General features: G+C 73.0%; 24 protein-coding genes and 1 pseudogene. 6 read left to right on the top strand and 19 right to left on the bottom strand.

Going from position 1 to position 23,364, the window contains the following annotated elements:
* Positions 1 to 94 precede the first annotated feature (94 nt).
* The 5 genes from ligD to AB0C38_RS46060 all read right to left on the bottom strand — a co-directional run bounded on the left by ligD (position 95) and on the right by AB0C38_RS46060 (position 4,363).
* Positions 95 to 1,672 (bottom strand): non-homologous end-joining DNA ligase, encoded by a 1,578-nt coding sequence (ligD, locus tag AB0C38_RS46080; protein WP_360686802.1) that lies wholly within the window; start codon positions 1,670 to 1,672, stop codon positions 95 to 97.
* A gap of 31 nt (positions 1,673 to 1,703) precedes the next feature.
* A complete protein-coding gene (locus AB0C38_RS46075) occupies positions 1,704 to 2,258 on the bottom strand; it encodes a hemerythrin domain-containing protein (RefSeq protein WP_360686800.1) in 555 nt (184 codons plus the stop codon).
* Positions 2,259 to 2,311: 53 nt separating this feature from the next.
* Entirely contained in the window at positions 2,312 to 2,497 is a 186-nt protein-coding gene (locus AB0C38_RS46070; RefSeq protein ID WP_360686797.1) for a hypothetical protein, read from the bottom strand.
* Positions 2,497 to 2,640, bottom strand: a complete 144-nt coding sequence (locus tag AB0C38_RS46065) for a hypothetical protein (RefSeq protein WP_360686794.1) — start codon at positions 2,638 to 2,640, stop codon at positions 2,497 to 2,499. Before AB0C38_RS46065 ends, AB0C38_RS46070 begins: the two co-directional genes overlap by 1 nt.
* A gap of 148 nt (positions 2,641 to 2,788) precedes the next feature.
* Positions 2,789 to 4,363, bottom strand: a complete 1,575-nt coding sequence (locus AB0C38_RS46060; RefSeq protein ID WP_360686791.1) for an alpha-amylase family glycosyl hydrolase — start codon at positions 4,361 to 4,363, stop codon at positions 2,789 to 2,791.
* A gap of 26 nt (positions 4,364 to 4,389) precedes the next feature.
* On the opposite strand from AB0C38_RS46060, the gene AB0C38_RS46055 reads away from it, so the two are divergent.
* On the top strand, positions 4,390 to 5,199 hold the full coding sequence (locus tag AB0C38_RS46055; protein WP_360686788.1) for a class I SAM-dependent methyltransferase: 810 nt from the start codon (positions 4,390 to 4,392) through the stop codon (positions 5,197 to 5,199).
* A gap of 18 nt (positions 5,200 to 5,217) precedes the next feature.
* Here AB0C38_RS46055 and AB0C38_RS46050 read toward each other — a convergent pair whose 3' ends face one another.
* Genes AB0C38_RS46050 through AB0C38_RS46015 form a run of 8 tightly spaced genes read right to left on the bottom strand, consistent with a single transcriptional unit; the run spans position 5,218 to position 13,468 of the window.
* Positions 5,218 to 5,607 carry a hypothetical protein gene (locus AB0C38_RS46050; protein WP_360686785.1) on the bottom strand — a complete coding sequence of 130 codons (390 nt, stop codon included), beginning with the start codon at positions 5,605 to 5,607 and terminating at the stop codon, positions 5,218 to 5,220.
* Between the two features lie 8 nt (positions 5,608 to 5,615).
* Positions 5,616 to 8,819: a WXG100 family type VII secretion target gene (locus tag AB0C38_RS46045; RefSeq protein WP_360686782.1), complete on the bottom strand. Its 3,204-nt coding sequence runs from the start codon at positions 8,817 to 8,819 to the stop codon at positions 5,616 to 5,618.
* Positions 8,819 to 9,136 carry a hypothetical protein gene (locus AB0C38_RS46040; RefSeq protein WP_360686779.1) on the bottom strand — a complete coding sequence of 106 codons (318 nt, stop codon included), beginning with the start codon at positions 9,134 to 9,136 and terminating at the stop codon, positions 8,819 to 8,821. Before AB0C38_RS46040 ends, AB0C38_RS46045 begins: the two co-directional genes overlap by 1 nt.
* A 1-nt stretch (position 9,137) precedes the next feature.
* Positions 9,138 to 9,395 (bottom strand): acyl carrier protein, encoded by a 258-nt coding sequence (locus AB0C38_RS46035; RefSeq protein ID WP_360686776.1) that lies wholly within the window; start codon positions 9,393 to 9,395, stop codon positions 9,138 to 9,140.
* On the bottom strand, positions 9,388 to 11,031 hold the full coding sequence (locus AB0C38_RS46030) for a fatty acyl-AMP ligase (RefSeq protein WP_360686773.1): 1,644 nt from the start codon (positions 11,029 to 11,031) through the stop codon (positions 9,388 to 9,390). Before AB0C38_RS46030 ends, AB0C38_RS46035 begins: the two co-directional genes overlap by 8 nt.
* A gap of 10 nt (positions 11,032 to 11,041) precedes the next feature.
* A complete protein-coding gene (locus AB0C38_RS46025; protein ID WP_360686770.1) occupies positions 11,042 to 11,644 on the bottom strand; it encodes a cysteine hydrolase in 603 nt (200 codons plus the stop codon).
* Complete coding sequence (locus tag AB0C38_RS46020) at positions 11,637 to 13,028, bottom strand: MFS transporter (protein WP_360686767.1); 1,392 nt, start codon at positions 13,026 to 13,028, stop codon at positions 11,637 to 11,639. The genes AB0C38_RS46025 and AB0C38_RS46020 overlap by 8 nt, the downstream gene beginning before the upstream one ends.
* A complete protein-coding gene (locus AB0C38_RS46015) occupies positions 13,025 to 13,468 on the bottom strand; it encodes a MarR family transcriptional regulator (protein WP_360686764.1) in 444 nt (147 codons plus the stop codon). Before AB0C38_RS46015 ends, AB0C38_RS46020 begins: the two co-directional genes overlap by 4 nt.
* Before the next feature lie 79 nt (positions 13,469 to 13,547).
* Here AB0C38_RS46015 and AB0C38_RS46010 point away from each other — a divergent pair, with 79 nt between their 5' ends.
* Positions 13,548 to 14,012, top strand: a complete 465-nt coding sequence (locus AB0C38_RS46010; protein WP_360686761.1) for a DUF2087 domain-containing protein — start codon at positions 13,548 to 13,550, stop codon at positions 14,010 to 14,012.
* 202 nt (positions 14,013 to 14,214) lie between these two features.
* Here AB0C38_RS46010 and AB0C38_RS46005 read toward each other — a convergent pair.
* Positions 14,215 to 14,400 (bottom strand): annotated as a pseudogene (locus AB0C38_RS46005) (nuclear transport factor 2 family protein); the annotation flags it as partial.
* 237 nt (positions 14,401 to 14,637) lie between these two features.
* Complete coding sequence (locus AB0C38_RS46000) at positions 14,638 to 15,153, bottom strand: bifunctional nuclease family protein (RefSeq protein ID WP_360686758.1); 516 nt, start codon at positions 15,151 to 15,153, stop codon at positions 14,638 to 14,640.
* Positions 15,154 to 15,312: 159 nt separating this feature from the next.
* Between AB0C38_RS46000 and AB0C38_RS45995 the strand changes: the two genes are divergently transcribed.
* Both AB0C38_RS45995 and AB0C38_RS45990 read left to right on the top strand, forming a co-directional pair.
* Positions 15,313 to 15,789, top strand: coding sequence for an SRPBCC family protein (locus tag AB0C38_RS45995; protein ID WP_360686755.1), 477 nt, complete (start codon positions 15,313 to 15,315; stop codon positions 15,787 to 15,789).
* A gap of 96 nt (positions 15,790 to 15,885) precedes the next feature.
* Positions 15,886 to 17,319 (top strand): MFS transporter, encoded by a 1,434-nt coding sequence (locus AB0C38_RS45990; RefSeq protein ID WP_360686752.1) that lies wholly within the window; start codon positions 15,886 to 15,888, stop codon positions 17,317 to 17,319.
* Here AB0C38_RS45990 and AB0C38_RS45985 read toward each other — a convergent pair.
* Positions 17,247 to 18,656 carry a PLP-dependent aminotransferase family protein gene (locus tag AB0C38_RS45985; protein ID WP_360686749.1) on the bottom strand — a complete coding sequence of 470 codons (1,410 nt, stop codon included), beginning with the start codon at positions 18,654 to 18,656 and terminating at the stop codon, positions 17,247 to 17,249. The two genes, AB0C38_RS45990 and AB0C38_RS45985, sit on opposite strands and share 73 nt — an antisense overlap.
* Before the next feature lie 81 nt (positions 18,657 to 18,737).
* On the opposite strand from AB0C38_RS45985, the gene AB0C38_RS45980 reads away from it, so the two are divergent.
* Complete coding sequence (locus AB0C38_RS45980) at positions 18,738 to 19,973, top strand: MFS transporter (protein ID WP_360686746.1); 1,236 nt, start codon at positions 18,738 to 18,740, stop codon at positions 19,971 to 19,973.
* 174 nt (positions 19,974 to 20,147) lie between these two features.
* Here the strand turns inward: AB0C38_RS45980 and AB0C38_RS45975 are convergent, their stop codons facing one another.
* The 3 genes from AB0C38_RS45975 to AB0C38_RS45965 all read right to left on the bottom strand — a co-directional run bounded on the left by AB0C38_RS45975 (position 20,148) and on the right by AB0C38_RS45965 (position 22,963).
* A complete protein-coding gene (locus tag AB0C38_RS45975; RefSeq protein WP_360686743.1) occupies positions 20,148 to 20,936 on the bottom strand; it encodes a hypothetical protein in 789 nt (262 codons plus the stop codon).
* Between the two features lie 87 nt (positions 20,937 to 21,023).
* Positions 21,024 to 22,550 carry a CehA/McbA family metallohydrolase gene (locus AB0C38_RS45970; RefSeq protein WP_360686740.1) on the bottom strand — a complete coding sequence of 509 codons (1,527 nt, stop codon included), beginning with the start codon at positions 22,548 to 22,550 and terminating at the stop codon, positions 21,024 to 21,026.
* Positions 22,551 to 22,636: 86 nt separating this feature from the next.
* On the bottom strand, positions 22,637 to 22,963 hold the full coding sequence (locus AB0C38_RS45965; protein ID WP_360686737.1) for a spore germination protein GerW family protein: 327 nt from the start codon (positions 22,961 to 22,963) through the stop codon (positions 22,637 to 22,639).
* Between the two features lie 116 nt (positions 22,964 to 23,079).
* Between AB0C38_RS45965 and AB0C38_RS45960 the strand changes: the two genes are divergently transcribed.
* Positions 23,080 to 23,319 (top strand): hypothetical protein, encoded by a 240-nt coding sequence (locus AB0C38_RS45960; protein ID WP_360686734.1) that lies wholly within the window; start codon positions 23,080 to 23,082, stop codon positions 23,317 to 23,319.
* Positions 23,320 to 23,364 lie beyond the last annotated feature (45 nt).

The following is a 23,364-nucleotide window of genomic DNA, read 5'->3' as shown; positions in this document are numbered from 1 at the left end:
GAGTGTGATTGATGGTGTGTTGAGAAGACTTGTTAGGCCAGAAACACCAAAACGAGCACCGCCGGCCGCCGCGTAATGAGGCCCCGGCCACCTGCTACAAGCCCGGCAGCTTCTGCTCGGTCCCGAGCAGCACCGCGAACGGGTCGCCGCGCTCGGCCAGCCGGGCGGGGACGTCCCGGATCGTCCACCGGTCCGGTGTGAGGCCGTCGTCATCGAGCTCGTCCCACTCCAGCGGCACCGACACCGGCGCGCCCGGGCGCGGCCGCACGCTGTACGGCGCGACCAGGGTCTTGTTCAGCACGTTCTGCGTGTAGTCGAGCCGGGCCCGGCCGCCGCGCTTGTCCTTCGACCAGGCCCAGCTGACCAGGTCCGGCAGGACCCGCCCGATCGTCTTCGACACCGTCTCCGCCCACGCCCGGGTCTGCTCGAAGGTGCAGTGCGGCGCGATCGGCACCCAGACCTGGATCCCGCGCTGCCCGGTCACTTTCGGCCGCCCGGTCAGGCCGAGGTGCTCGAGCGCCGTGCGGTGCAGCCGCGCCAGCTCCAGGACCTCCGCGAACGACGTGTCCGGGCCGGGGTCGATGTCGAACAGCACCCACGTCGGGTGGTCGACGTCGGCCGCGCGCGAGGTCCAGGCGTGCAGTTCGAGCGCGCCGTAGTTCGCCAGCCACGCCAGCGTCGCGACGCTGTCCGCCACGACGTAGCGCTGGCTCTCCCCCGCCTCGGCACGCTCGTTGCGCCACGTCGTCAGCCAGCCGGGCGCGTGCTTCGGGACTTCCTTCTGCCAGAACCCCGGTTCGGTGACGCCCTGCGGGAAGCGGTTCGTGTTGAGGGGCCGGCCCGCCAGGTACGGCAGCATGACCGGCCCGGCGGTGACGTAGTACCGGATCAGGTCCCGCTTCGTCACCGGCTCGCCGGTACCGGCCGCCGGGAAGAGGACCTTGTCGAGGTTGGTGAGCGACAGCTCCCGCCCGGCGACCGACCACTTGCCCTTGGCGCCGAGGTCGTCGAGGGCCGCCAGCTCGTCGCCGGTCGCGGCGGTGAACCCCACCGGCTCCTCGGCCTCCGCGGCCGGCCGGTCGCCGTGCCACAGCGCGTCCGGTGCGGCCGCCACCTCGTCGTTCGTGCGGCCGCTCTTCACCGAGCGCGGATGGTCTTCGGCGTCCCAGCCGGCTTCGGCGTGCTCGTCCTCCTTGTGCAGGAGGAACCACTGGTCCTTCTCCCCGCGGTTCGTGCGGACGAGGACGAACCGCCCGGCCAGCTTCTCGCCGTCGAGGTCGAAGTGCAGCGTGCCGTCCTCGATCGCGCGGGCCGGGTCGGCGTCCACCGGCCGCCACACCCCGCGGTCCCAGACGATGACGTCCCCGCCGCCGTACTCGCCGTGCGGGATCACCCCTTCGAAGGCGGCGTACTCGATCGGGTGGTCCTCGACGTGCACGGCCAGCCGGCGGGCCTTCGGGTCGAGCGTCGGCCCCTTCGGCACCGCCCAGCTGACCAGGACGCCGTCGAGCTCGAGCCGGAAGTCGTAGTGCAGCCGCCGGGCGCGGTGCCGCTGCACCACGAACCGGTGCCCGGCCGGCCCGCCCGCGCCCCCGCCGGCCGGCTCGGCGGTCCGGCCGAAGTCGCGCATCTCCTGGTAACGGCGCAGTTTGCGGGCCGGGACGTCTGCCATGCCGGCGGGGTACCCACTCAGGCGGGCTCGCTCAACCCCCGAGCGCCGCGCGGAGGACGTCGCGCGCCCGGTCCATGATCGCCGCCGGTGCGCCCAGCAGCAGGTTCGCCTTCGCGCTCTCGACGCCCGGGTGCGGCCGGGTCGGTCCCACCGCTTCGGCCAGCTTGACGGTGGCCGCCATCGCCCGCAGCCGCTCCGGCGGCCGGTGGGCACGCAGCAGCGGGAACTCCGCCCGCTCTTCGCGGCGGGCGTGCGCGAGCACGTCGTCGCGCAGCTGGACGAGCAGCGTGTCGAACCCCTCCGCCCCGGGGCCCATCTTCTGCAGGGTCGTCAGCAGCTCCTTGGCCCGGTGCTCCTCGTCCAGCCGCGCGTCGACCACGGCTCCGGCCGCGGGTTCGAGGTCGCGGATCTCCGGGTGCACGACCAGCTCCTCGGCCGTCTCGTGCACCGCCAGCAGCCGCACGAGGTCGTGGAACACCTCCGTCCGCCGGTCGCCCTCCGCGGTCTCCAGGTCGGCGAACATCGCGCGGATTTCCCGGTGCTGCCGCTTCAGCAGGTCGATGACGTCTTCAACTTTGTCAGGCACGGAAAGCCTCTCCTCATCGGATGGTCGATGAGGCTTTCCCCGTCCCGGGCCGGTTACTCGTGCCGGTTCGCCACCGTGAGCCACAGCACGCCGGCGACGGTCAGCGCGATCCCCGCGACGGTCCACCACGACCACCACGTGAAGAAGGCGACGACCAGCCCGACGGCGAGCAGGACGCCGCCGCCGGTGTCGGCGGTACCGGCGGTCCCGGCGCGCGAAAATCCCCCGGCGACGGCCATCAGCCCATTCTCCCGTCGACGGCGGCCACGACGAGCGCGGCGCAGTTGCGGACCGCCACGCCGCGCTCCTGCGCCATCGCGATCAGGGCCGCCTGCGCGGCCGCACCCGTCATGCCTTGGGCCACCAGGACTTTCAGCGCCATGGCCACGACATCGGTGGCGGGCGGACGCGGGGTGCGGACGGGCATCGGACGACCTCCGGCTCGGCGAAGAGCGGTAACGAACGCGACCGGATACCCCGCCGCTCCCGGTTTCACACCGGTTCACTCAACCCGGACGGGTGACATCGGTTCAACTCCTGACGAGCCACACCGCGGCGTCCACCGGCAGCCGGCCGCCCTCCAGCGGCACGCTCGACAACAGCGCCCGCGAGCTCTCCGGCAGGTCGCACGGCTCCTCCGACAGGTTCACCACGCACCCGAACCCCGGCTCCCGCGTGAAGGACAGCACCCCGGGAGACGCGGGCAGCCACGTCAACGTCCCGTCCCCCAGCGCCGGGTGCGCCCGGCGCTCGGCGAGCGCCGCCCGGTACAGCCGCAGCATCGAGCCCGGGTCGGCCGCCTGGGCCTCGGCCGTCGCCGTGCGCCAGTGGGGCGGCTGCGGCAGCCACGTGCGCGTCCCGCCGGGGGCGAAGCCGAACGGCGGCTCGGTCCCCGACCACGGCAGCGGCACCCGGCAGCCGTCGCGGCCGCGGCGGGTGTGGCCGGACCGCTCCCACGTCGGGTCGGCGAGCACCGCCTCGGGCAGGTCTTCGACCTCCTCCAGCCCCAGCTCTTCGCCTTGGTACAGGTACGCGCCGCCGGGCAGGGCGAGCATCAGCAGCAGCGCCGCCCGGGCCCGCCGCCGGCCCAGAGCGAGGTCGCCGCCGGGCGCGAACCGCGTCACGTGCCGGACGACGTCGTGGTTGGACAGCACCCACGTCGCGGGCGCGCCGACCGCCTGCAGGGCTTCGAGGGTCCGGTCGACCACCGCGCGCAGCGCGACCGCGTCCCAGTCGCCAAGCAGGAAGTCGAAGTTGAACGCCGTGTGCAGCTCGTCCGGGCGCACGTACCGCGCGAGGCGGTCCGGCCGGTCGACCCACGCCTCCGCCACGAACACCCGGTCCGGGCCGAACTCACCCGCGATCTTGCGCCACGAGCGGTAGATCTCGTGCACGCCGTCGAGGTCCCAGTGCGGGTGCGCGGGGCGATCCGGCGGCTGCGCGATCTCTTCGTCCTCGGCGCCGAGGTCGGGGAACCGCGGGTCCTTGAGCAGGCCGTGGGCGACGTCGATGCGCACGCCGTCGACCCCGCGCGCGAACCAGAACCGGAGCAGGTCTTCGAACTCGGCCCGGACCCCGGCGTCGTCCCAGTTGAGGTCGGGCTGCTCCGGGGCGAAGAGGTGCAGGTACCACTCGCCGTCGGCGGCCCGCGTCCACGCCGGCCCGCCGAAGACGCTGCGCCAGTCGGTGGGCGGCAGCTCGCCGTCCGCGCCGCGCCCCGGCCGGAAGTGGTACCGCGCGCGTTCGGGCCCGCCGGCGAGCGCGGCGCGGAACCACGGGTGGCGGTCGGAGGTGTGGTTCGGCACGACGTCGATCAGCAGCCGCAGCCCGACCCGGTGCACCTCGGCGACCAGGTCCAGCACGTCGGAGTCGGTGCCGAACAGCGGGTCGGGGGTCCGGTGGTCCTCGACGTCGTAGCCGCCGTCGACCATCGGCGAGCGGTACCACGGCGTGGTCCACACGGCGTCGACGCCGAGGTCGGCCAGGTGGCCCAGGCGCGAGCGCAGGCCCGCGAGATCCCCGGTGCCGTTCCCGTCCGCGTCGGCGAAGCTGCGTACGTAGACCTCGTAGACCACGGCGTCGCGCCACCAGTTCGCGGAGTCCATGACACCCGAGTATCTACGCTGAAGCCGTGACTGACGCGTGGGAGTGGGATCCGTCCCTCTATTCGGGCAGTGCCGAGTACTACTCGCGGGGGCGCGCCGGCTATCCCCCGGAGCTCGCCGCGGCGCTCACCGCCGAGCTGGCGCTGGACGGCTCGGGCCGCCTGCTCGACGTCGGCTGCGGGCCGGGGTCGCTCACCCTGCTCCTGGCCGGCTCGTTCGAAGAGGCGGTCGGGCTCGACGCCGATGCCGCCATGCTCGGCGAAGCGGCCCGCCTCGCCGAGCTCGCCGGGATCGGCCACTGCCGCTGGGTGCACCGGCGGGCCGAGGAGCTGCCCGCCGGGCTCGGCCGGTTCCGGCTGGTCACCTTCGCTCAGTCGTTCCACTGGTTCGACCGGGCGCGGGTCGCCGCCGCGGTGCGCGACATGCTGGAGCCCGGCGGTTGCTGCGCCCACGTGCACGCGACGACGCACCAGGGCGTCGAAGGATCCGTGCCGCACGCGAAGATCACCGACCTGGTGCGCGCGTACCTCGGCTCGGTGCGCCGCGCCGGGCAGGGAACCCTGCCGAACGGCACCGCCGGCGGCGAAACGGAGATCTACCGCGCCGCGGGGTTGCGCGGGCCGCGGCGGTTCGAGGTCCCGGGCCGGGTCGTGACGCGGACCGCCGACGAGGTCGTCGCCGGCGTCTTCTCACTGTCCAGCGCGGCGCCCCACCTGTTCGGCGAGCGCCGCGCGGAGTTCGAGGCCGAGCTCCGCCGGCTGCTGCACCGGGCGAGCCCGGCCGGGACGTTCACCGAGCGGCTGCGCGAAATCGCCGTCGACCTCTGGCGGCCGTGACGTCCACTGTGGACGGTGTCACCAGGGGTTGTTGTCGAAGTCGTCCTCGGCCTCGGCCGTGCGCGCACGGCGGGCGCGCCGAGGACCTTCGTCACGGGCGGAAGGCCGCGAGTCCGGCGACAGCGCGAACGGCGCCGCCGCGCCGGGCTCGTCGCCGAAAGCGTCCGAGTCGAAGGCCGAGGGCGGTTCCGCGCCGGCCCGGTCGGTGCTCCAGCCGGACTTCGTCTTGCGCTGCGCCATTTCCCGCACGTGCTGGACGTACCGCTCGGCCGCCTGGACCTGCTTGGTCATGTACTCCTGCGACCGGGCCTTGATCTCCTCGCCCCGCTGCTCGCGCAGGACCCGCCGCTCGGACTGCTCACGGACGAGACCGTCCAGCTCGGCCTTCATCGCGTCGATCTCGCTCATGCGTCCTCCTACCAGGTCCGGGCGGACGGCGGGTCTTCGTCGTCGTTGAGGGAGCCGATGATCCGGCGGCCGGGCTCACCGAGGTTGTCGAAGACGGCGCCGTCGATCCGGTAGGCGGACGACCGGCGTTCGGTGTCCCCGCCCCCGGCGCCACCGTGGGCACCGCCGCCCATGGCCCCCATCCCGCCCATGCCGGACATCCCGGACTGGCCGCCGGACGCGGCCGACGCGCCGGCCGGGGCGAACGCGGGCTGGGCCTGCGTGGCGCCGACGCCACTGTGGACACCGGGAGACGTCGGCGTGTCGCCGAGCCCGCTCCCCGCGCCGCCCGGGTCGAGGCCGGCCGCCGAGAGGCCGGCGCCCCCGTGCGAGCCGCCGCCGATGCCGGCCGCGGAAGATCCGCCCCCGCCGTGGCCGTCCCCGCCACCAGCACCGCCGCCGTCGTGCGAGGCGAGGTCTTCGAGGGTGCCGCGGTGGGTGGGCAGGTCGTCGTCGAGCTTCTTGTCGGGGGTGTCGCCCAGGGCGTCCGAAGCCTTGTCGTCCTCGCCGAGGGTGTAGGTCGTCGGGGTACCGCTGCCGTCGTCGACGGTGACGACGGTCGGGCCGTCCGGACCGTCGGGCCGCTCGGCGGTGATCTTGACGCCGCCGTCCTCGATGTGGATCTTGCCGTCGGGGCCGGGGCAGTACGTGTCGTCGTCCGTCCCTTGTGGACCGTCGGCGTCCTTGGACCAGTCGAGCTTGAAGTCCTTGGTGGCGTCGGTCCCGTCACCGACCTTGATGTCCATCTTCCCGTCGTGGTCGGGTTCGGTCATCTCGAAGGTCTTGTCACCCTGCTTGACCTTCAGGGTGTCGGGGGTGTCGTCGCCGTCCTTGCCGTCGCCGTCCTCGCCGAGCAGGCCGTCGGGCTTGCCGTCGCCGTCCTTGTCCTCGCCCAGCGGGTTGTCCGGCTTGCCGTCGCCGTCCTTGTCCTCGCCCAGCAGGCTGTCCGGCTTGCCGTCGCCGTCCTTGTCCGCACCGAGCGGGCTGTCGGGCTTGCCGTCGCCGTCCGTGTCGGTGCCGGTGTCGCCGAGGCCCGCGCCGTCGCCGGAGTCCGTCTTGATGCCTTCGCCGCTGAACTCCTTCAGCGCGTCGGCGGCCTTGTTCTTCGCGTCCTCCGCGGCCTGCTCGGCCGCGGCCTTGCCGTCGTCGCCGGACCCACCGGAACCGGAGCCCGAACCACCCGAACCGGAACCGCCACCCAGACCGGACCCGGAACCAGAACCGGAGCCGGACCCGCCACCGCTGCCTTCGTCACCGCCGAGGCCGCTGCCCCCGGAGCCCGAACCGGCGCCGTCACCGGACTCGGTCTCGATCCCCGGGCCGCTGAACTGGCTCAGCGCGTCCGCGGCCTTCTTCTTGGCCGCTTCGGCGGCCGCGGCGGCCTCCGCCTGGCCACTCTCGGACGGCGACGGCACCGACGACGGCGACGTGTCGTCCGAACCACCACCGGAACCGGAGCCGGAACCCGACCCCCCGCCCGAGCCGAGGCCGGAACCCCCGCCCTCACCGGAGGGCGTGGACAGGTCGGGGATCGACGGCATCGGGCCCCCACCGCCGGCACCCGAACCCGAACCGGAGCCGCTGCCCGAGCCGGACCCGCCACCGGAGACGTCGGGGATCGACGGCATCGGACCACCGCCACCACCCCCGGAACCACTGCCCGAACCACTGCCCGAACCACTGCCGGAGCCGCCGCCCGCGCCGCTGGGCAGGTCGGTACCCGAGCCGCCGGAGCCCGCTCCGCCGCCGGGCACCCCGGAACCGGAGCTGCCGTCGGGAATCGACGGGACCGGGCCGCCGCCCCCGCCGGCCCCCGAGCCACCTGAACCCGAACCAGAGCCGGACCCACCGGCACCCGACCCGGAACCCGAGCCCGAACCGGAGCCACTGGTACCCGACCCGCTGCCCGAACCACCCGAGCCGCCGGGGCCGCCGCCCGCGCCGCCGCCCGTTCCCGGGCCGCCACTGCCGGGGCCGCCCGAGCCGGACCCGCCCGGCATGCTCACGCCCTCGAACTCGTTCTTGACCTTGCCCATGACCTTGTCGAGCGCGTCGTACGCCTGGTCGACGAGGTCCTTGGTGTCCTTGCAGGTCTTCGCGAAGCCCTGGTACAGCCGGTCCCACATGTCGGGGTTGAACTGGTTCTGGATCCACTGCTTGGCCAGGTCCTGGCCGTGCTTCTTGATCTCGTCGCCGTCGCAGCAGCCCTGGTCGTTGAGCGTCTTGACCAGGTTGGTGCCGAAGTTGAGGTCCATCCAGCCCGCGATCTGGGCGAGGTCCTGCTCGTTGCCGTGCTCACCGCTGGCGACCGCGATGACCTTCTGCGCCATCGTGTAGTCGGCCTTGCCGACCAGGTCGGTGTACATGCCGATGACCGCGTCGGCCTTGCCCTTGCACAGCTGGAACACGGTCGTCGAGGTGGTCAGCGTCGCTTCGCTCACGTTGCCGAGCGTCTGGGACAGCTTCGCCGCTTTCGGCTGGATCTTGTCGTTGTAGGTGTCGGACGACGCGTCCGCGCCGGCACCGCTCCACGTCTTGTACAGGCTGCCGAGCTGGGAACCGGTGTCCTCCAGCGTCTGGTCGACCGTCTCGGAGCCGGTCTTGAAGTGCGCGGCGTCCTCGACGAAGTTCTCGAAGCTGATCCCGCGCTGCTCGTCGAACGGCACGCGGATGTCCTTGTCGATGTCGATCGCGCGCGTGTTGCCGCGGCAGTCGGCGGGGACCTTCGCCAGCAGCGATCCGAAGGTCTCGAACAGCTTCAGCGCGGGCGCGGCGGCGTCGAAGATCTCGTCGGACGTCTTCGTCCCGCTGGCGCCCCCGCCGTCGGCGGCCGCGGGCGGCTTGGCGCCGTCCAGCTTGGCCTTGCCGTCGTCGACGGCCTTCTTCTCCTGGTCTTCGTTGTAGGAGTTCTGGTCGCCGCTCGACTTGGCCTTGTCGTAGGCCTCGTCGACCGACTGCCCGGCGAAGAGCGGGTTGGCGTTGTAGGCGCCGGCGTACTTCTCGGCTTCCTGCCGCTTCTGCTTGATGTCGTCCGGTTCCTGGTCGGCCAGGAACGGCGGCGGGGGCGGGTTCTCCCGCAGCCAGCTGCTGATCAGCGCGCTCTTCTGCCCGGCGGGGACGCTCGGGTCGTCGAGGATCGCCTTGACGTCGGACCACTTCTTCTTGTCGGCCATCAGAGCGAGCCCCCGGCGTTGGTGATGACGCCCGCCTGGTCGTCTTCGTTGGCGCCGTAGCTCGACCCGGCGGTGCCGAGGTTGGTGCCGAACGAGCCCAGCGTGGTGCTGTAACCGGAAACCGCGGCCCACAGCGCCTGCGCGCCGGCGGTGTACTTCGCCGCGTGGGCGTTGTGCGCCCGGCCGAAGCCCTCCGCGGTCACCTGCGGGGTCTCCAGGTCCGGATTGTCGTCCAGCAGGTGCTCCGCCAGGTCCCCGATGGTCTTGGACGCCGTCGACAACGCTTCCGTCGTCGCGGTGTACCCCCCGCCGCTCATTTCAGCGCCTCTCCTCAGGTCCTTCAGTTCCCAGTGCTTCCGCGAGCACGTCCGCCACGGATCCCACGTCGGTGAACCGCTCCAGCTCGTCCAGGTCGATCGTCACCCCGTAATAGACCTCCAGCGCCGCGAGGAGCTTGATCCGGCCCTTCGAGTCGATGCCCAGCTCCTCCAGCGGCGCGTCGGGCTCGACGAGGGCCGGGTCCAGCCGGAAGGTGTCGGAGACGACCTTCGTGACCTCGGCGCGGTGATCACCCACGGACGTCACCATAACGTGCCTTGGCCGCCGACCGGGCGACCTTGCCACTCGATGTGCGCGGAAGTCCGCCGGAAGGGACCAGATGTACCGCACGGAGGGTGAGATCGTGCTCGCGTGACACCGCGCGCAGCACCGCGCGGGTCACCTCTTTGAGGTCCGCGTCAGCGTCGCGCGCCCATTCCGCCACCACCATCGCGCCCTCGCCGTCCTCGTCGGCGATCCCGAACGCGGCGACGCGGTCACGACGGACCGCGGGGTGGGCTTCGCCCGCCGCCACCTCGATGTCCTGCGGGTGGAAGTTGCGGCCGTCGATGACGATGAGGTCCTTGAGCCGCCCGGTGACGTACAGGTCGCCGCGGTGCACCACGCCGAGGTCGCCGGTGCGCAGCCAGCCGCCGGTGCCGTCCAGCGTGGCGTCGAACGCGGCCGCGTCGCCGCGGCCCCAGTAACCGGTCGCGACGTTCGGGCCGTGGATCCAGATCTCGCCGACCGCGTCGTCGGGCTGCTCGTGTCCCTCGTGGACGATCCGCACCTGCTGCCCGACCGGACGGCCGACGGACACGAGCTCCTGCCCATCGATGGTTTCGACGGCCCGGCCCTGCGCGAGCGCGTCGCGGTCGAACACCGCACCACGCGGCCCTTCCGGCCCCGCGCTCGCGACGTACACGGTGGCTTCGGCGAGCCCGTAGGACGGACAGTGCGCCTCACGCCGGAACCCGTGCGGGCCGAAGACCTCCTGAAAGCGCTCGACCGTCCGCGGCCGGACGGGTTCGCTGCCGTTGAGCGCGACCCGCACGTCCGAAAGGTCGAGGTCGTCCCCCGGGCCGGCGTCGGCCGCGAGGTCGTAGGCGAAGTTCGGCGCGGCCGTGAACACCGCGGGGTAGTCCGACATCTGCCGCAGCCACCGCCGCGGCCGGTGCACGAACTCGGCCGGGGCCATGAACACCGCCCGCCCGCCGGCGAAGACCGGCAGGCACAGCAGCTGGATCAGGCCCATGTCGTGGAAGAACGGGATCCAGCCCGCGCAGGTCGTGTCCTCGTCCACGGCGTAGGCGTGGCTGCCCTGCCAGCACGCCGCGACGATCGCCCGGTGCGGGATCACCGCGCCGGCCGGCTCCCGCGTCGACCCCGACGTGTACTGCAGGTACGCCGGGCTTTCCGGCGCCACCGGCACCGGATCGGCACCCGGCCCGGTCAGCTCGTCGGCCACCAGCAGCTCGCCGGGCGCCCCGAACTCGCGGACCCGCGCCGCCGCGGCCGACGACGTCAGCCACACGCGCGCACCGGAGTCGGCCAGGACGCCGCCGAGCCGGTCGGCCTGCGCGCGGTTCCCCGGCGCCATCAGCGGGACGGCGATCATGCCGGCCGCCAGGACGCCGAAGAACGCGAGCGGGTAGGCGAGCTCCTGCCCGGCGAGGACGGCGACCCGCTCCCCCGGCTCCGCGACCCGGCGCAGCCCGCCCGCGACCACGCGGACGTGGGCGGCGAACTCCGCCCACGTCAGCGTGTGCTCGGCGGCATGCGTGTGGTCCTGGTGGGTGAACAGGGGCCGGTCGTCGTCCGCGCGGGCGAACAGCCGGTCCACGATCGACGCGCGCAGCACCTCGCCGGGCACGGTCACGGGCGGATGGAGCACGCAGCGCAACCTACTGGACGGCCCAGAGGCCCCCGAGCCCGGCCACGTCGACGACGGTGGCGGTGTGGGGGAACAGCGTGCCGGTCAGGAAGTCGTGCGTCGCCTGGTCGCGGTCGGCGCAGGCGTCGCGCAGGACGACGATCCGGTAGTCGCGGTCCATCGCTTCACGGACGGTGCTCAGCACGACGCCGCTGGTGCTGATCCCGGCGAGGACGAGCGTGGTGATCCCGTGCTTCTCCAGCTGCTGCTCGAGGTCGGTGGTCGTGAAGGCGCCGACGCGGATCTTGCGCACGACGACGTCGTCGGGCCGCGGCGCGAGCCGGGGGTGGATCTGCGTTCCCGGGGCGTCGGCGCGCATCGCCGCCCGGACCTGGTCGGAGGCCGCGAACGCGGCGAACATGCTCGTCTCGGGGATCGCGGCGAACTCGGCGTCTTCGAACGCGACGCGCACCCAGCCGACGTGGCCGCCGCGGGCGCGGACGTCGTCGACAACGCCGGCGACGCGGTCGAGCAGGGGCTCGGTGTCGGGCAGCTGCCCGACGATCCCCTCCTGGTAGTCCATCACGAGCAGCGCCGTGCGGTTCGGGTCCAGGGTGGTGTTCTGGTCAGGCATCGGTCTCGTCTTTCTCGGGTCGGGTGGTGCTTCGGGACAGGGAACGGTCGAACACGGTGAAGAGCAGGAACACGACGCCGATGCCGAGGAGCACCAGCGCGAGGTCGTGCAGCCCGCCGGTGTCGGCGACCGGGCCGTAGAGGGCGCCCTGCAGCGCGGAGGAGACGATCGCGCCGAGGTAGCCGAAGGTGCGCAGCAGCCCGGCCGACGCGGCGATGTCGTCGGGGTTCGCCTGGCGGTACACGGAGTTCTGCAGCGCGAGGCTGTTGAGCCCCTGCGGCACGCCGGCCACGAGCGCGACGACCACGAGCAGCCAGACGGCGGCGGAGGAGTCCAGGGTCAGCAGCAGCGCGCACCCGGCGAGCTGCCCGATCGCGGCGACGGCCAGCTTGCCGCGGACCGCTTCGCGGCGCCCGGTGAGGAGCGACACGAGGATCCCGGTGGCGAACAGCGGCAGGGTGGCCAAGCCGGCTTCGGTCGCCGACAGGCCGCGGCCGTGCTCGAGCCATTGCGTGTAGCCGTAGAGGAAGCTGTACGCGACGACGTAGGCCAGCAGCGCGCGGCCGTAGGTGCGCAGCAGCGGGCCGTTGCGCCCGAGCAGCCGCAGGTCGATGAACGGCTGGGCGTGGGTCAGTTCGCGCACGGCGAAGCCCGCGCCTCCCACGACGGCGATGGCGAGCAGGTACCAGTCCCCCGCGCCCGGGTGCATCAGGAACAGCAGCAGCGCGACGAGCGAGCCGGCGAACAGTGCCATGCCGAAGAAGTCGAGGCCGGGCGAGCCCTTCGGCACGGCCTTGGCCGCTTTGGAGAACCGGCGGGCGCCGAGAACGAAGGCGGCCAGCGCGATGGGGATGTTGAGGGCGAAGGTGGTGCGCCAGCCGCCGACGCCGATGAGCAGGCCGCCCAGCGCCGGGCCGATCACGGAGATCGTCTGGGTCGAGATCGCCAGCACCGTGAGCACGGACGCGGGACTGTCCCGGCCGGTCCGGTCGCTCTCGTCGCGGATGAGCCGCATCGCCGCCGGGTAGCCGGCACACGTGCCGAAGCCGAGCACGACGCGCGCCACGATCAGCACCGCGAGGTTCGGCGCGAGCGTGCCGATCACCCCGGCCAGCCCGACCAGCGCCGTCGACGGGAGGAACACGCGCCGCGGGCCGTACCGGTCGATCAGCCGCCCGGCCACCGGCTGCCCGACGGCAGTGGCCAGGTAGAGCGCGGAGATCAGCCACGCGGTCGCCGACGCCGGTTGCCCGAACGCGACCCCGATCGGCACCAGCGCGACCGCGATGATCGTCGAGTTGACCGGGTTGAGCACCGCGCCCGAGATGAGCGGGGCGAGCAGCTTCCGGTCGAAGCCGTCGCGCACCCGTTCCCGGGTCGTCATGGTTCGACGACGCGGCCGAGCAGGGCCAGCGCCTCGTTGACCACGGCCAGCTCGTCCTCGGTGAGCCGCCGCGCGAGGGTCTTGGCCAGCCACTCCTGCCGCGAGGCGCGGGCGCCCTGGCCGTAGGCGCGGCCCTCGGGCGTGAAGAAGATCAGCTGACGCCGGCCGTCTTCCGGGTCGTCCTCGCGGCGGACCAGGCCGAGCCTCTCCAGCGCGGCCACCGTCACCGCCATCGACTGCGGGCGCACCCGCTCCGCGCCGGCCAGCTCGCTCGCCGTCGACGGCTCGTTCTTCGCGAGCCGCGCGAGCGCCGAGGCCTGCGCGGAGGTCAGGTCGCCGACTGCCGTCGCGTCCATCATCTGCCGCCGCAGCCGGCCGACGAGCACGCGCAACGTCTGCGCGGCCGCGACCGCCGGAGCGGGAACCGTCTTCGAAGCCATATCGACAGCCTAGACTTAACAGTTGACCCTGTCGAATTTTCGGGACGGCCACAAAGGACTTCGAGTAGGCTCCCCGGCCATGGCCTCACCGGAAGCGCTGGTCTCCGCCCTCGCGGATCCCGCCCGTCTGCAGCTGTTTGCCCGGATCTGCGCCGGGCTCCCGGCCGACAGCACCAAACTCGTGAAACGGCTGGTCGACGCGGGGCTCGTCACCGCGGACGGAGAGACCTATCGAGCCGTGCCCGAGGTGTTCCGCGAGGCGCTCGCCAAGGCTCCGGCCGACCCGCTCGACGGGCTGTTCCGCCACGGCAGGCTCGTCACCATCCCGCACTCGGGCAAGCGGCGGCAGCTGCTGCTCGCCCACCTCGCCGAGCGGTTCGAGCCGGGCCGGCTCTACACCGAGCAGGACGTCCGCGAGAAGCTGTCGATGGTCCACGACGACCACGCGACGCTGCGCCGTTACCTCGTCGACGAAGGCCTGCTGCAGCGCAGCAACGACGGCGGCGCCTACGGCCGCCCGTCGGAGGCCCGCGCCGCAGGCTGAGTCGCGGGGAGGTCGAACAGACCCAGCACGGCGGGATCGGCGAACACGACGTGGTGCGCCACGCGTGCTTGGTCGACGGTGAACACCTGCAGGGAGTGCAGCCGGCGGACACCGGCGTCGTCGCGGCAGTACGCCACCAGGGCCGGCCGTTGGCGGCCGTGCGCGTCATCCGCCAGTCCGGGCCGCGCATCGCGAACAGCCGCTCGAGGAACCGGCCGTAGCCGTCGCGGCCGAGGAACCAGAGCGGCACCGGCGGCATCTCCAGCACGACGTCGTCGGTCAGCAGCTCGACGAGACCGGCGACGTCGGCCGCTTCGAACGCCCGGACGTAGCGGTCGAGGACCGCTTCGACCGCCTTGTCGTCCGGTTCGGGAACTTCGTCCGCCATCAGGCCGCCGAGGCCGGCGCGGGCGTCGCCTCCAGGAAGCCGGCCACTTCCACCGCGCTGAAGTCGAGGACTTCGCGAAGGATCAGCACTGCGCGCTGCTTTCGGCGGCAGCGTCTGCAGCGCCGCGAGCAGCGCCGGCCGCAGCGTTCATCGCGATCCGGTACAGCCAGGTGCGCACCGACGCGCGGGCCGGGTCCGGCATCGCTCTCCCGTCGCCTCCGTACGGGAGATGATTCCCTACCGGTCGTCGAAGTCCTCGGGCCGCAGGCCGTCGAGCTCGGCGCGGAAGCGGGCGACCTCGGCCTCGGTGTCCAGGACGTCGGCGGCGGGGCCTTCGGCTTCCTGCTCGACCTCCAGCTGCACCGACGCGACGTCGAGCACCTCTTCGGCGACGCTGATCGGCGCGTTCTGGCGCAGGCCGAGCGCGACGGCGTCGCTCGGGCGGGCCGATACGCGGGTGCCGTCCGCGAGCACCAGGTCGGCGTAGAAGATGCCGTCCCGCACCTCGGTCAGCTCGACCGCCGAGACGCCTTGCCCGAACGCCGCGAGCACATCGCCGAGCAGCTCGATCGTGCCCGGGCGCGGCTGCTCGACCTGCTCGCGGGCCCGCACGAGAGCCTCGGCCTCGCCGTACCCGATCATGATGGCCAGCCAGCGGCGGGCGCCCTCCGGCTCCCGGAGCAGCATCAGCGGCGCCTCGCCGGGCACCGGGACGGCCATTCCCACCACCTCGATCGGGATCACCCTGACCACCGCACCCTCCGTGTAGACACTTCTCCGCGCGCGGGATACCCAGAACGCACGCTCGGCAACCCGGTTCCCGAGGGGAGTTTTTTCAGGGCGGCTCTTCTCGGCTGCGGACAACGCCGCCGGCCCTTGCCGGGTGCGTCGCGGCGCTGTCACCGTCGAGGCGTGGAACCGACGATTTCGCGCAGCATCGACGTCCAGGCTGACCCGGGCACGGTGTGGTCGTGGGTCACCGACCTGCCCCGGATGGGTGAGCTGAGCCCGGAGAACATCGGCGGCCGCTGGCTGGACGGCACGGGCCCGGCGCTGGGAGCCCGCTTCCGCGGCCGCAACGTGAACGGCACCCTGCGGTGGTGGACCCGGGTGCGGGTGGTGCGGTTCGAGGAAGGCCGCCGGTTCGCGTTCGACGTGCGGACGCCGCTCGGTTCGCGGGTGTCGCGGTGGGAGTACGTCCTGGCGCCGAGCGCGGTGGGTTGCCGGGTGACCGAGAACTGGTACCGGAGCGGCAGCTGGGTGGTGCGCAAGTTCATGGGCCCGAAGGTGACCGGGCGCGCCGACCGGCCGGGGTACAACGTGCGGTCGATCGAGCACACACTCGCCGCACTCAAGGCCCGGGCCGAGAAGCGAGCCGCGGCTGCCTGAACGCCCGGCTCGTGAGATACATCGCGCTGAACTGGTCAGTCTCTTGTTGAGACCTATCTCCTCCGGCTAGGTTGCTTTTTCAAACCTAGGAGGACCATGACCGACACCGCGCCGAAGCCCGGCCTCGTGCTGCTGGTCGTCTCGACCGCGGCGTTCCTCGCCAGCCTCGACACCTTCATCGTCACGATCGCGTTCCCCGGCATCCGGGCCGCCTTCCCCGGCGACGACCTCGCCACGCTGTCGTGGGTCCTCAACGGCTACACCGTGCTGTTCGCCGCCTGCCTCGCGCCGGCCGGGCGGCTGGCCGACCGGTACGGCCGGAAGCGGCTGTTCCTGCTCGGCGTCGTCGTGTTCACCCTCGCCTCGGCCGCGTGCGCCGCCGCGCCGTCCATCCCGGTGCTCATCGCCTTCCGCGCGGTGCAGGCGATCGGCGCCGCGCTCGTCATGCCGACGTCGCTGGCGCTGCTGCTGACCGCGTTCCCGGCGCACCGGCGGCCGATGGCGGTCGGGGTCTGGGCTTCCGTGGGCGCCGCGGCCGCCGCACTCGGGCCGCCCGTCGGCGGCCTGCTCGTCGAGGCGTCGTGGCGCTGGGTCTTCCTGGTGAACCTGCCGATCTGCGCGCTGACGCTGCTGGCCGGGCCGCGGGTGCTGCGCGAGTCGCGGGACACCACCACCGGCGTCCCGGACCTGCTGGGCGCGACCGGTCTCCTGGTGGGCGTGGGCGCGCTGGCCTACGCGCTGGTCGAAGCGCCCGACCACGGCTGGGGCGCGTCGCCGGTGCTGCTCGCGTTCGTGGTCGCCGCCGTCGCGCTGGCGTGGGTGCCGCTGCGCTCGGCGCGCCACGCCGTACCGGTGCTGGACCTGCCGGCACTGCGCGTCCCGACGCTGTGGCTGGCGTGCGTCACGACCGGCGTGTTCGCGGCCGGGTTCGCCGCGATGCTGTTCGGCAACGTGCTGTTCCTGACGTCGATCTGGCACGACTCGATCCTGGTGGCCGGGCTGTCCCTGGCCCCGGGGCCGCTGATGGTGGTGCCGGTGTCGATCCTCGGCGGCCGGTTCGTGCACCGCTTCGGCCCGGGCCCGGTGGTCGCACTCGGCGGCGTCTCGTTCGGCGCGGGCGTGCTGATCTGGTTGCTGCGCATGGGTTCGGCACCCGACTACGTGGGAGCGATGCTGCCCGGCCAGCTGCTGACCGGCATCGGCGTCGGGCTGATCATGCCGAGCCTGTCGGGCGTGGTGGGCACGGTGCTGCCCCCGGCGCGGTGGGGCGCGGGCTCGTCGATGGTCAACACGATGCGCCAGATCGGGACGGTCCTCGGGACGGCGGTACTGGTGGCGGTCTTCGCGGGCACCCCTGACCTGACGGACTTCCAGCACGGCTGGCTCTTGATCCTGGGCACCGCGGTGACGACGTCGGCGGGCGGGCTGCTGATCGCCGCGCGCCGCCGCACGGACCACTACGCGGAGCCCCAGGCCTTGTCCAGCGCCGCGAGCCCGTCGTCGATCCTCTCCACCGGGATCGAGCCGTAGCCCAGCACCAGTCCCGGCGCCGGGAAACCGCCGCACAGATCGGAAAGCGTCTGGACCGCCACGCCCGCGGCCGCGGCACGCGCCGCAATCGGCTCCAGGTCCTCCTCGGCGAGGGCGCACAAGTGCAACCCTGCCGCCGAGGGAACCACCCGGAGCCGGCCGGCGAACAGCCGGTCCACAGTGGACGTGATCCGCTCGTGGCGTTCCGCGTACAACTTTGTCGCGCGGCGGATGTGGCGGGCGAACAGGCCTTCGTCGACGAACCGGGCCAGCGCAGCCTGGGCGGGCACGTCGCCGTGCCAGTCCGACAGCTGGCGCGCGTGGCGCAACGCGTCCCGCAACGACGGCGGCGCGATGAGAAAACCGAGGCGCAGCATGGGAAGCAGCGTCTTCGAGAACGAGCCGACGTACGCCACGCGCCCGCCGCGGTCCAGGCTCTGCAACGGCTCCAGCGGCCGGTCGGAGAACCGGAACTCGCTGTCGTAGTCATCCTCGACGATGACCGCGTCCGCGCGCTCGGCCCACGCCAGTAGCGCCGTGCGGCGGGCCAGGGACATCGGTGTCCCGAGCGGGAACTGGTGCGACGGCGTGACGTACACCAGCTTCGTCCGCGCCGGCAGCGCGGCGACGTCGAGACCTTCGCCGTCCACCGGGACGCCGACGACTTCGCCGCCGTGGGACGCGAAGAGCAGCTTCGCCTGCCGGTAGCCGGGCTCTTCGACGGCCACGCGGTCACCCGGTGACAGCAGGACCCGGCACAGCAGGTCGAGGGCCTGCTGCGCGCCTTGGGTGACGAGCACATCGTCCGCGTCGGCGCGCACCGAGCGCGACACGCCGACGTGCCGGGCGATCGCCGCGCGCAGGCCCGGGTGCCCACCGGGGTCGACGTAGTGGACGAACCCGGCCGCGGCCCGCAGCTCCCGCGCGAGCAGCCGCCGCCAGGTTTCGAACGGGAACAACGCGGCGTCGGGGATGCCGACGCGGAAGTCGTACTCCGGCACATCGGGCACCGTGGCGACCGGTGCCGGCAGCGACCGCCAGATCGCCTTCGGCTGCGGGCCCCGCGCCGAAGGAGCCTTACGCGGCTTCGGCGCCGGCAGGGAACCGCTGACGTACGTTCCGGCGCCGACGCGGCCGGTGAGGAACCCGTCGGCGGTCAGCCGGTCGTAGGCGACCGCGACGGTGTTGCGCGAAACGGCCAGGCGCCGCGCCAGCTCCCGCGTCGGCGGCAGCCGCTCCCCCGCCCGGAGCCTGCCGTCCAGCACGGCGTCGCGCAGCTGCCGGTAGATCCGGACGGACAGGTCGCCGCGCCCGGCCAGGCTGACGTGAAAGTCCATCCGGCGAGCCTACATTGGCCCAATCCGATTCAAAGGAATTGGATCTGGGATCGGGCCAAGTGTCGATCTAGCGTTACCGGCATGACGCTGACTGTGGACCGCCCCGCACCCGCTCGCCCCGGCCGGCTGCTGGCCGCCGCCCAGCTGGCCGGCTCGCTCGGCGACGGCGCGTTCCTGACCTGCTCGGTGCTGTTCTTCACGCGGATCGTCGGGCTGACCCCGGCGCAGGTCGGGCTGGGCCTCACGCTCGGCTGGGCGGTGGGCTCGGTCGCGGGCGTCCCGCTCGGCCACCTCGCCGACCGCCACGGCGCGCGCGGGTCCGCGGTGCTGCTGGCGCTGGCGACCAGCGCGTCGGTCCTGGCGTTCCTGCTGGTCCGCACGCCGCTGCTGTTCGTCCTCGCCGCGTGCTTCTACGGCAGCTGCCAGACCGGCCTGGCCGCCGTCCGCCAGGCGCTGCTGGCCGCGCTGGCCGACCCGGAACGGCGGACGCGCGTCCGGGCGCACCTGCAGTCGGCGGGCAACGCGGGGCTCGCGATCGGCGCGGGGCTGGGCGGCCTCGCACTCTCGGCCGACACGGCGCCGGCGTACCTGACGGTCTTCGTGCTGGACGCGGCCAGCTTCGTCGTGACGGCGGTGTTGCTGCACCGGCTCCCGGCCGTTCCCCGGGCGTCGTCCCCGCGGACCGGCGAGCCGAAGCTGGCCGTGCTGCGCGACCGGCCGTACGCGCTGGTGACGCTGCTGAACGCGGTCCTGCTGCTGCGCATGCCGCTGCTGAGCGTCGCGATCCCGCTGTGGATCGTCGAGCGGACCACTGCGCCGGGCTGGACGGTGTCCGCGCTGTTCGTGCTCAACACGGTCGTGGTGGTGCTGCTCCAGGTGCGCGTGGCCGGACGGCTGGCGAGCATCGGCACGGCGGCACGGATGGTGCGCCGGTCCGGGGTGCTGCTCTTCGCGTCTTGCGTGGCTTTCGCGCTGTCGGCGTTCGGGACGTCGCCGTGGATCGCGTTCGCGGTGCTGGTGGTGGGCGCGGTGGTGCAGGTGTTCGGCGAGATGCTGCAGTCGGCGGGCACGTGGGAGATCGGCTTCGCGCTGGCGCCGGCCGACCAGCAGGGGCAGTACCAGGGGTTCTTCGGCACCGGGGTGTCGGTGGCCCGTGCGATCGGGCCGGTGCTGCTGAGCACGGTGGTGATCGGCTGGGGCTTGCCGGGGTGGCTGCTGCTGGGCGCGGTGTTCCTGGCGGCGGGCTGGGCGATGGGCCCGGCGGTCCGCTGGGCCCAGTCGACGCGGGTCACGGCCGACGCGAGCCTGGTCCCGTAGCGCCCCAAGGCCACATTGGTTGCGCTCAACGCACCGAAGGCCACATTGGGTGCGTCTAACGCACCGAAGGCCACATTCGGTGCGCTCAACGCACCCAAGGCCACATTCGGTTGCGCTCAACGCACCCAAGGGGCCCTTCGGTGCGTTGAGCGCAACCAAGGCCACATTGGGGCGCTACTCGCTCGGCTGGGCCGCCGGGGCCTGGTGCAGCGAGAGATCCGGACCGGCGGCGGCGTCCTGGGCCCAGGCCCCGGACTCCGCCGTCCACGTCTGCCCGGCGAAGCTCACCTTGTCCACTCCCAGCGCCTCCGCGCGGCCCACCAGCCAGCTCGCGTACGTCCACCCCTGCGCCGCCGGGTGGGCGCCGCTCAGGCGAGCCGTGCCCAGTTCGCCGGTGGCCGCCGTCGCCACGTCGCCCGGGGCCGCCAACGTCAGGTTGCGGCAGGTCAGCGCGGCCGGGAACTGGCCGTTGAACGCCGCCGCCATCACGCGGGACTGCGACTCCCACTGCGCGTACGCGTCCGGGACTCCCGAGCGCTGGATCTCCTGGGCCGCCTCGGTGATCGGCATCGTCTCCCAGCCCGGCAGCTTCTCGAGCTTCTCGTAGAACGCCGTGGCCGCGTAGACCGGGTCGCGCAGCTGCGCCACCGTGCCCCAGCCCTGGCTGGGCCGCTGCTGGAACAGCCCGACCGAGTCGCGGTCACCGCCTTCGAGGTTCTGCAGCTTCGACTCCTGCAACGCCGTGGCCAGCGCGATCGTCGCCGCGTGCGGCGGCAGCCCCAGCTTGGCCCCGACGCCCGCGATCCGCGCGGCGTTGTCCATCTGCTCGGGGGTGAACGTGTACCCGTCCTGCCCGGGCACCGCCACCGTGCAGCCCGGCGTCTTGACCGAGCCGCGCATCAGCACCGCCACCACGACGACCCCCGCGGTCAGCACCACGACCGCACCCAAGAAGAGGGCCACCTTCAGGCCACACCCGCGCACCCTGCCTCGCCTTCACCCGTTCGCCCCAGTCTGTCAAAGGCAGGACGCGGCGCACCGGGTGGAGGTTCAGTGACCGGCGCCGAGGAAGATCGGGTTGGACATCGCCACCATGGCGTTCGGCTGGGTCGTGTTCGGGCCCCCGGACGGGCGACGCACCTCGACGCGGACCCACCGCGAGTACCGCGGGTACGTCGTCCACGTCACCGTCGCGGCCCCCGAGTCGCCGATGGTCTCGGTGTGTTCCGGGCCGAGCTGGTCGAGGAACGTCACCGTCGTTCCCGGGGCGCCGCCGACGACCGCGCGCACCGTCACCGGCGTCCCGGTACCCACCGGCAGCCGCTCGCCGATGCCCGCCGTGCGACCGCCGCCGGAGACCGTGAAGTCCAGCTGGACCGCCGACGACTCGGCCAGCCACGACCGCCCCGCCTTCAGCCCCGCCAGGAGCTCCTTGCGGCGCAGCCGGTCGGCGAGGACGACGGTGTGCGGCAGCGCGACGCGCTGGTCCGGGTTGTGCGCGTCGGAGTCGCCGATCGCCGGGATGAACCGGCCGCCGCGCAGCAGGCCGTCCCAGTGGATGACGCTCGCCTCGTCGTCCTGGGTCCACGGCCCGTTCCAGACCTCGACGAGGTCGGCGATCTCGTACGCGAACTCGTAGGTGCAGCCGAAGCAGTTGGCGAACGGGTGCGCCGCGGTGACCAGGCCGCCCGCGCGGTGCACCTGGTCGGTGAAGCGGCGGAAGTCCGCCGCGTCGGCCGCCCGGTAGCGCCAGTCGATCCACGTGCCGGCGGGCAGGCCGATCGCGGGCCAGTGCCCGGACCGCGTCGTCACCTCTTCGCCGTTGAGGATCAGCAGGTCGTCGGTGGCGTACCGACCCCACACGAGCTGCGAGCTGGACGTGTTGTGGTCGGTGGAGACCACGAAGTCGAGCCCGGCGGCCCGCGCGTCGGCGACCAGCTGCTCCGGGGTGCGGCGGCCGTCGGAGTGGACGGTGTGCAGGTGGCCGTCGCCGCGGTACCAGGCACGGCCGCGCTCGCGAGCGGGCGCGGACTCGGGCGCCGGGTTCGGCTTGAACGGCGCGGCGTCCGGGCCGAAGGTCAGCGTGACGTCCACCTGAAAGTTCAGGCCCTGCGGCGCGACGGTGTACGGGCCCAGGATGACGTGCCACCGGCCGGGCTTGATCGGCCCGGCGAGGTAGCCCGGCGTCGCCTCGGACGCGCTGATCGAGAACCGGTCGCGGAAGCCGCCGGACCAGCCGCGGAAGCCGCGGGCGGTGCCCAGCTCGTGGCCCTCCGGGCCGAACATGCCGATGTCGCAGGCGTTCCCGCGGGTGCCGGCGGGCACCTGGGGCTTGTCGTAGGAGTAGACGACGTCGATCTGCCGCACCCCGCGCGGGACGTCGACCGGCAGGTAGTACCAGTCCGGGACGTCCGGCTTCAGGGTGCCGGTGACGGTCCGGGTCTGACTGCCGGTGCCGCCCGGCTGGTCGGCGAACGCGACCCCGGGCAGCATCCCCAAGGCCGCCCCAGCCGCCCCGGCCGCCGCGACGCCGCTCGCGCGCAGCAGCGCGCGCCGGCTGAAGTCCCCAGAACTCATGCGTACCTCCGCATCGAAAGACGTCCCGACGCTAGGCCGTGAACGAGAACGCCGGCGGGAACCGGCGGTGAACTTACGGCGTCGGGTCAGGACTTGGCGCGCCGCGAAAGGATGCGGGCCAGCACGACGACGGTGACGGCGGTGGCGAGCCCCAACCGGGTGCGATCGACAGCGGGCACCCAGGTCACCGCGCCGTCCCGGACGACGAAGGCGCCGGCGGGCCGGGCGACCACCCCGAACCCGGCACCTTCCCGCACCGGCAGCGCGTCCGTGTCGCCCGCGCCGCCGCCCCCACCACCGAAGACGGCCGCGGCCGGGATCACGATCGTCCCGTCGCGCTCGACAGGATCCCCGTAGACGAGCTTCGCGGTGAACAGGTCCCGCGCCGTCGACGCCAGCTGCCCCAGTTTCATCCCGCCATCATGGCCGACTTTTCGACCCGGATCGGGTGTGAACGCGATGTATCCGGGGCATTAACCCACGACACCTGTGCGTCAAGGGGAGTGTTCGTACCGAAGGGGAGACCGCGATGACCTTCGACTTCGTCAGCCGCTGGCTGGGCAGGCACCGCGATCGCCCCGGGATCACCGTGGACCTCTCCTGCGGCGGCCGGGTGACCCTGCGCGAGATCGACGGAAAACCGGTGCTGGCGATCACGACGGCCCCGGGCCCGGACGGCCGGTGCAGCGTCGCCGCCGTGCCCCTGTCGGAAGCCGAACGCCGCGAGCTGGGCCAGGTGCTGGAGTCCGACGTACTCCTGGCCTCCTAACCCCACCCCTTATCTCCGCGCCACCGGATGTTTCCCTACTGGTTC

The organism is Amycolatopsis sp. NPDC048633, from assembly GCF_040650695.1.
Lineage (GTDB): Bacteria > Actinomycetota > Actinomycetes > Mycobacteriales > Pseudonocardiaceae > Amycolatopsis.
The sequence above is the reverse complement of the archived record's forward strand: the minus strand, read 5'-3'. Positions and strand labels throughout refer to the sequence as shown.

Excerpts from the sequence above, each read along its gene's own strand:
- ligD (WP_360686802.1), bottom strand. The coding sequence starts at position 1,672 with ATGGCAGACGTCCCGGCCCGCAAACTGCGCCGTTACCAGGAGATGCGC.
- AB0C38_RS46070 (WP_360686797.1), bottom strand. The coding sequence starts at position 2,497 with ATGGCCGTCGCCGGGGGATTTTCGCGCGCCGGGACCGCCGGTACCGCC.
- AB0C38_RS46065 (WP_360686794.1), bottom strand. The coding sequence starts at position 2,640 with ATGGCGCTGAAAGTCCTGGTGGCCCAAGGCATGACGGGTGCGGCCGCG.
- AB0C38_RS46060 (WP_360686791.1), bottom strand. The coding sequence starts at position 4,363 with ATGGACTCCGCGAACTGGTGGCGCGACGCCGTGGTCTACGAGGTCTAC.
- AB0C38_RS46050 (WP_360686785.1), bottom strand. The coding sequence starts at position 5,607 with ATGAGCGAGATCGACGCGATGAAGGCCGAGCTGGACGGTCTCGTCCGT.
- AB0C38_RS46045 (WP_360686782.1), bottom strand. The coding sequence starts at position 8,819 with ATGGCCGACAAGAAGAAGTGGTCCGACGTCAAGGCGATCCTCGACGAC.
- AB0C38_RS46040 (WP_360686779.1), bottom strand. The coding sequence starts at position 9,136 with ATGAGCGGCGGGGGGTACACCGCGACGACGGAAGCGTTGTCGACGGCG.
- AB0C38_RS46025 (WP_360686770.1), bottom strand. The coding sequence starts at position 11,644 with ATGCCTGACCAGAACACCACCCTGGACCCGAACCGCACGGCGCTGCTC.
- AB0C38_RS46020 (WP_360686767.1), bottom strand. The coding sequence starts at position 13,028 with ATGACGACCCGGGAACGGGTGCGCGACGGCTTCGACCGGAAGCTGCTC.
- AB0C38_RS46015 (WP_360686764.1), bottom strand. The coding sequence starts at position 13,468 with ATGGCTTCGAAGACGGTTCCCGCTCCGGCGGTCGCGGCCGCGCAGACG.
- AB0C38_RS46010 (WP_360686761.1), top strand. The coding sequence starts at position 13,548 with ATGGCCTCACCGGAAGCGCTGGTCTCCGCCCTCGCGGATCCCGCCCGT.
- AB0C38_RS45990 (WP_360686752.1), top strand. The coding sequence starts at position 15,886 with ATGACCGACACCGCGCCGAAGCCCGGCCTCGTGCTGCTGGTCGTCTCG.
- AB0C38_RS45985 (WP_360686749.1), bottom strand. The coding sequence starts at position 18,656 with ATGGACTTTCACGTCAGCCTGGCCGGGCGCGGCGACCTGTCCGTCCGG.
- AB0C38_RS45980 (WP_360686746.1), top strand. The coding sequence starts at position 18,738 with ATGACGCTGACTGTGGACCGCCCCGCACCCGCTCGCCCCGGCCGGCTG.
- AB0C38_RS45970 (WP_360686740.1), bottom strand. The coding sequence starts at position 22,550 with ATGAGTTCTGGGGACTTCAGCCGGCGCGCGCTGCTGCGCGCGAGCGGC.
- AB0C38_RS45965 (WP_360686737.1), bottom strand. The coding sequence starts at position 22,963 with ATGAAACTGGGGCAGCTGGCGTCGACGGCGCGGGACCTGTTCACCGCG.
- AB0C38_RS45960 (WP_360686734.1), top strand. The coding sequence starts at position 23,080 with ATGACCTTCGACTTCGTCAGCCGCTGGCTGGGCAGGCACCGCGATCGC.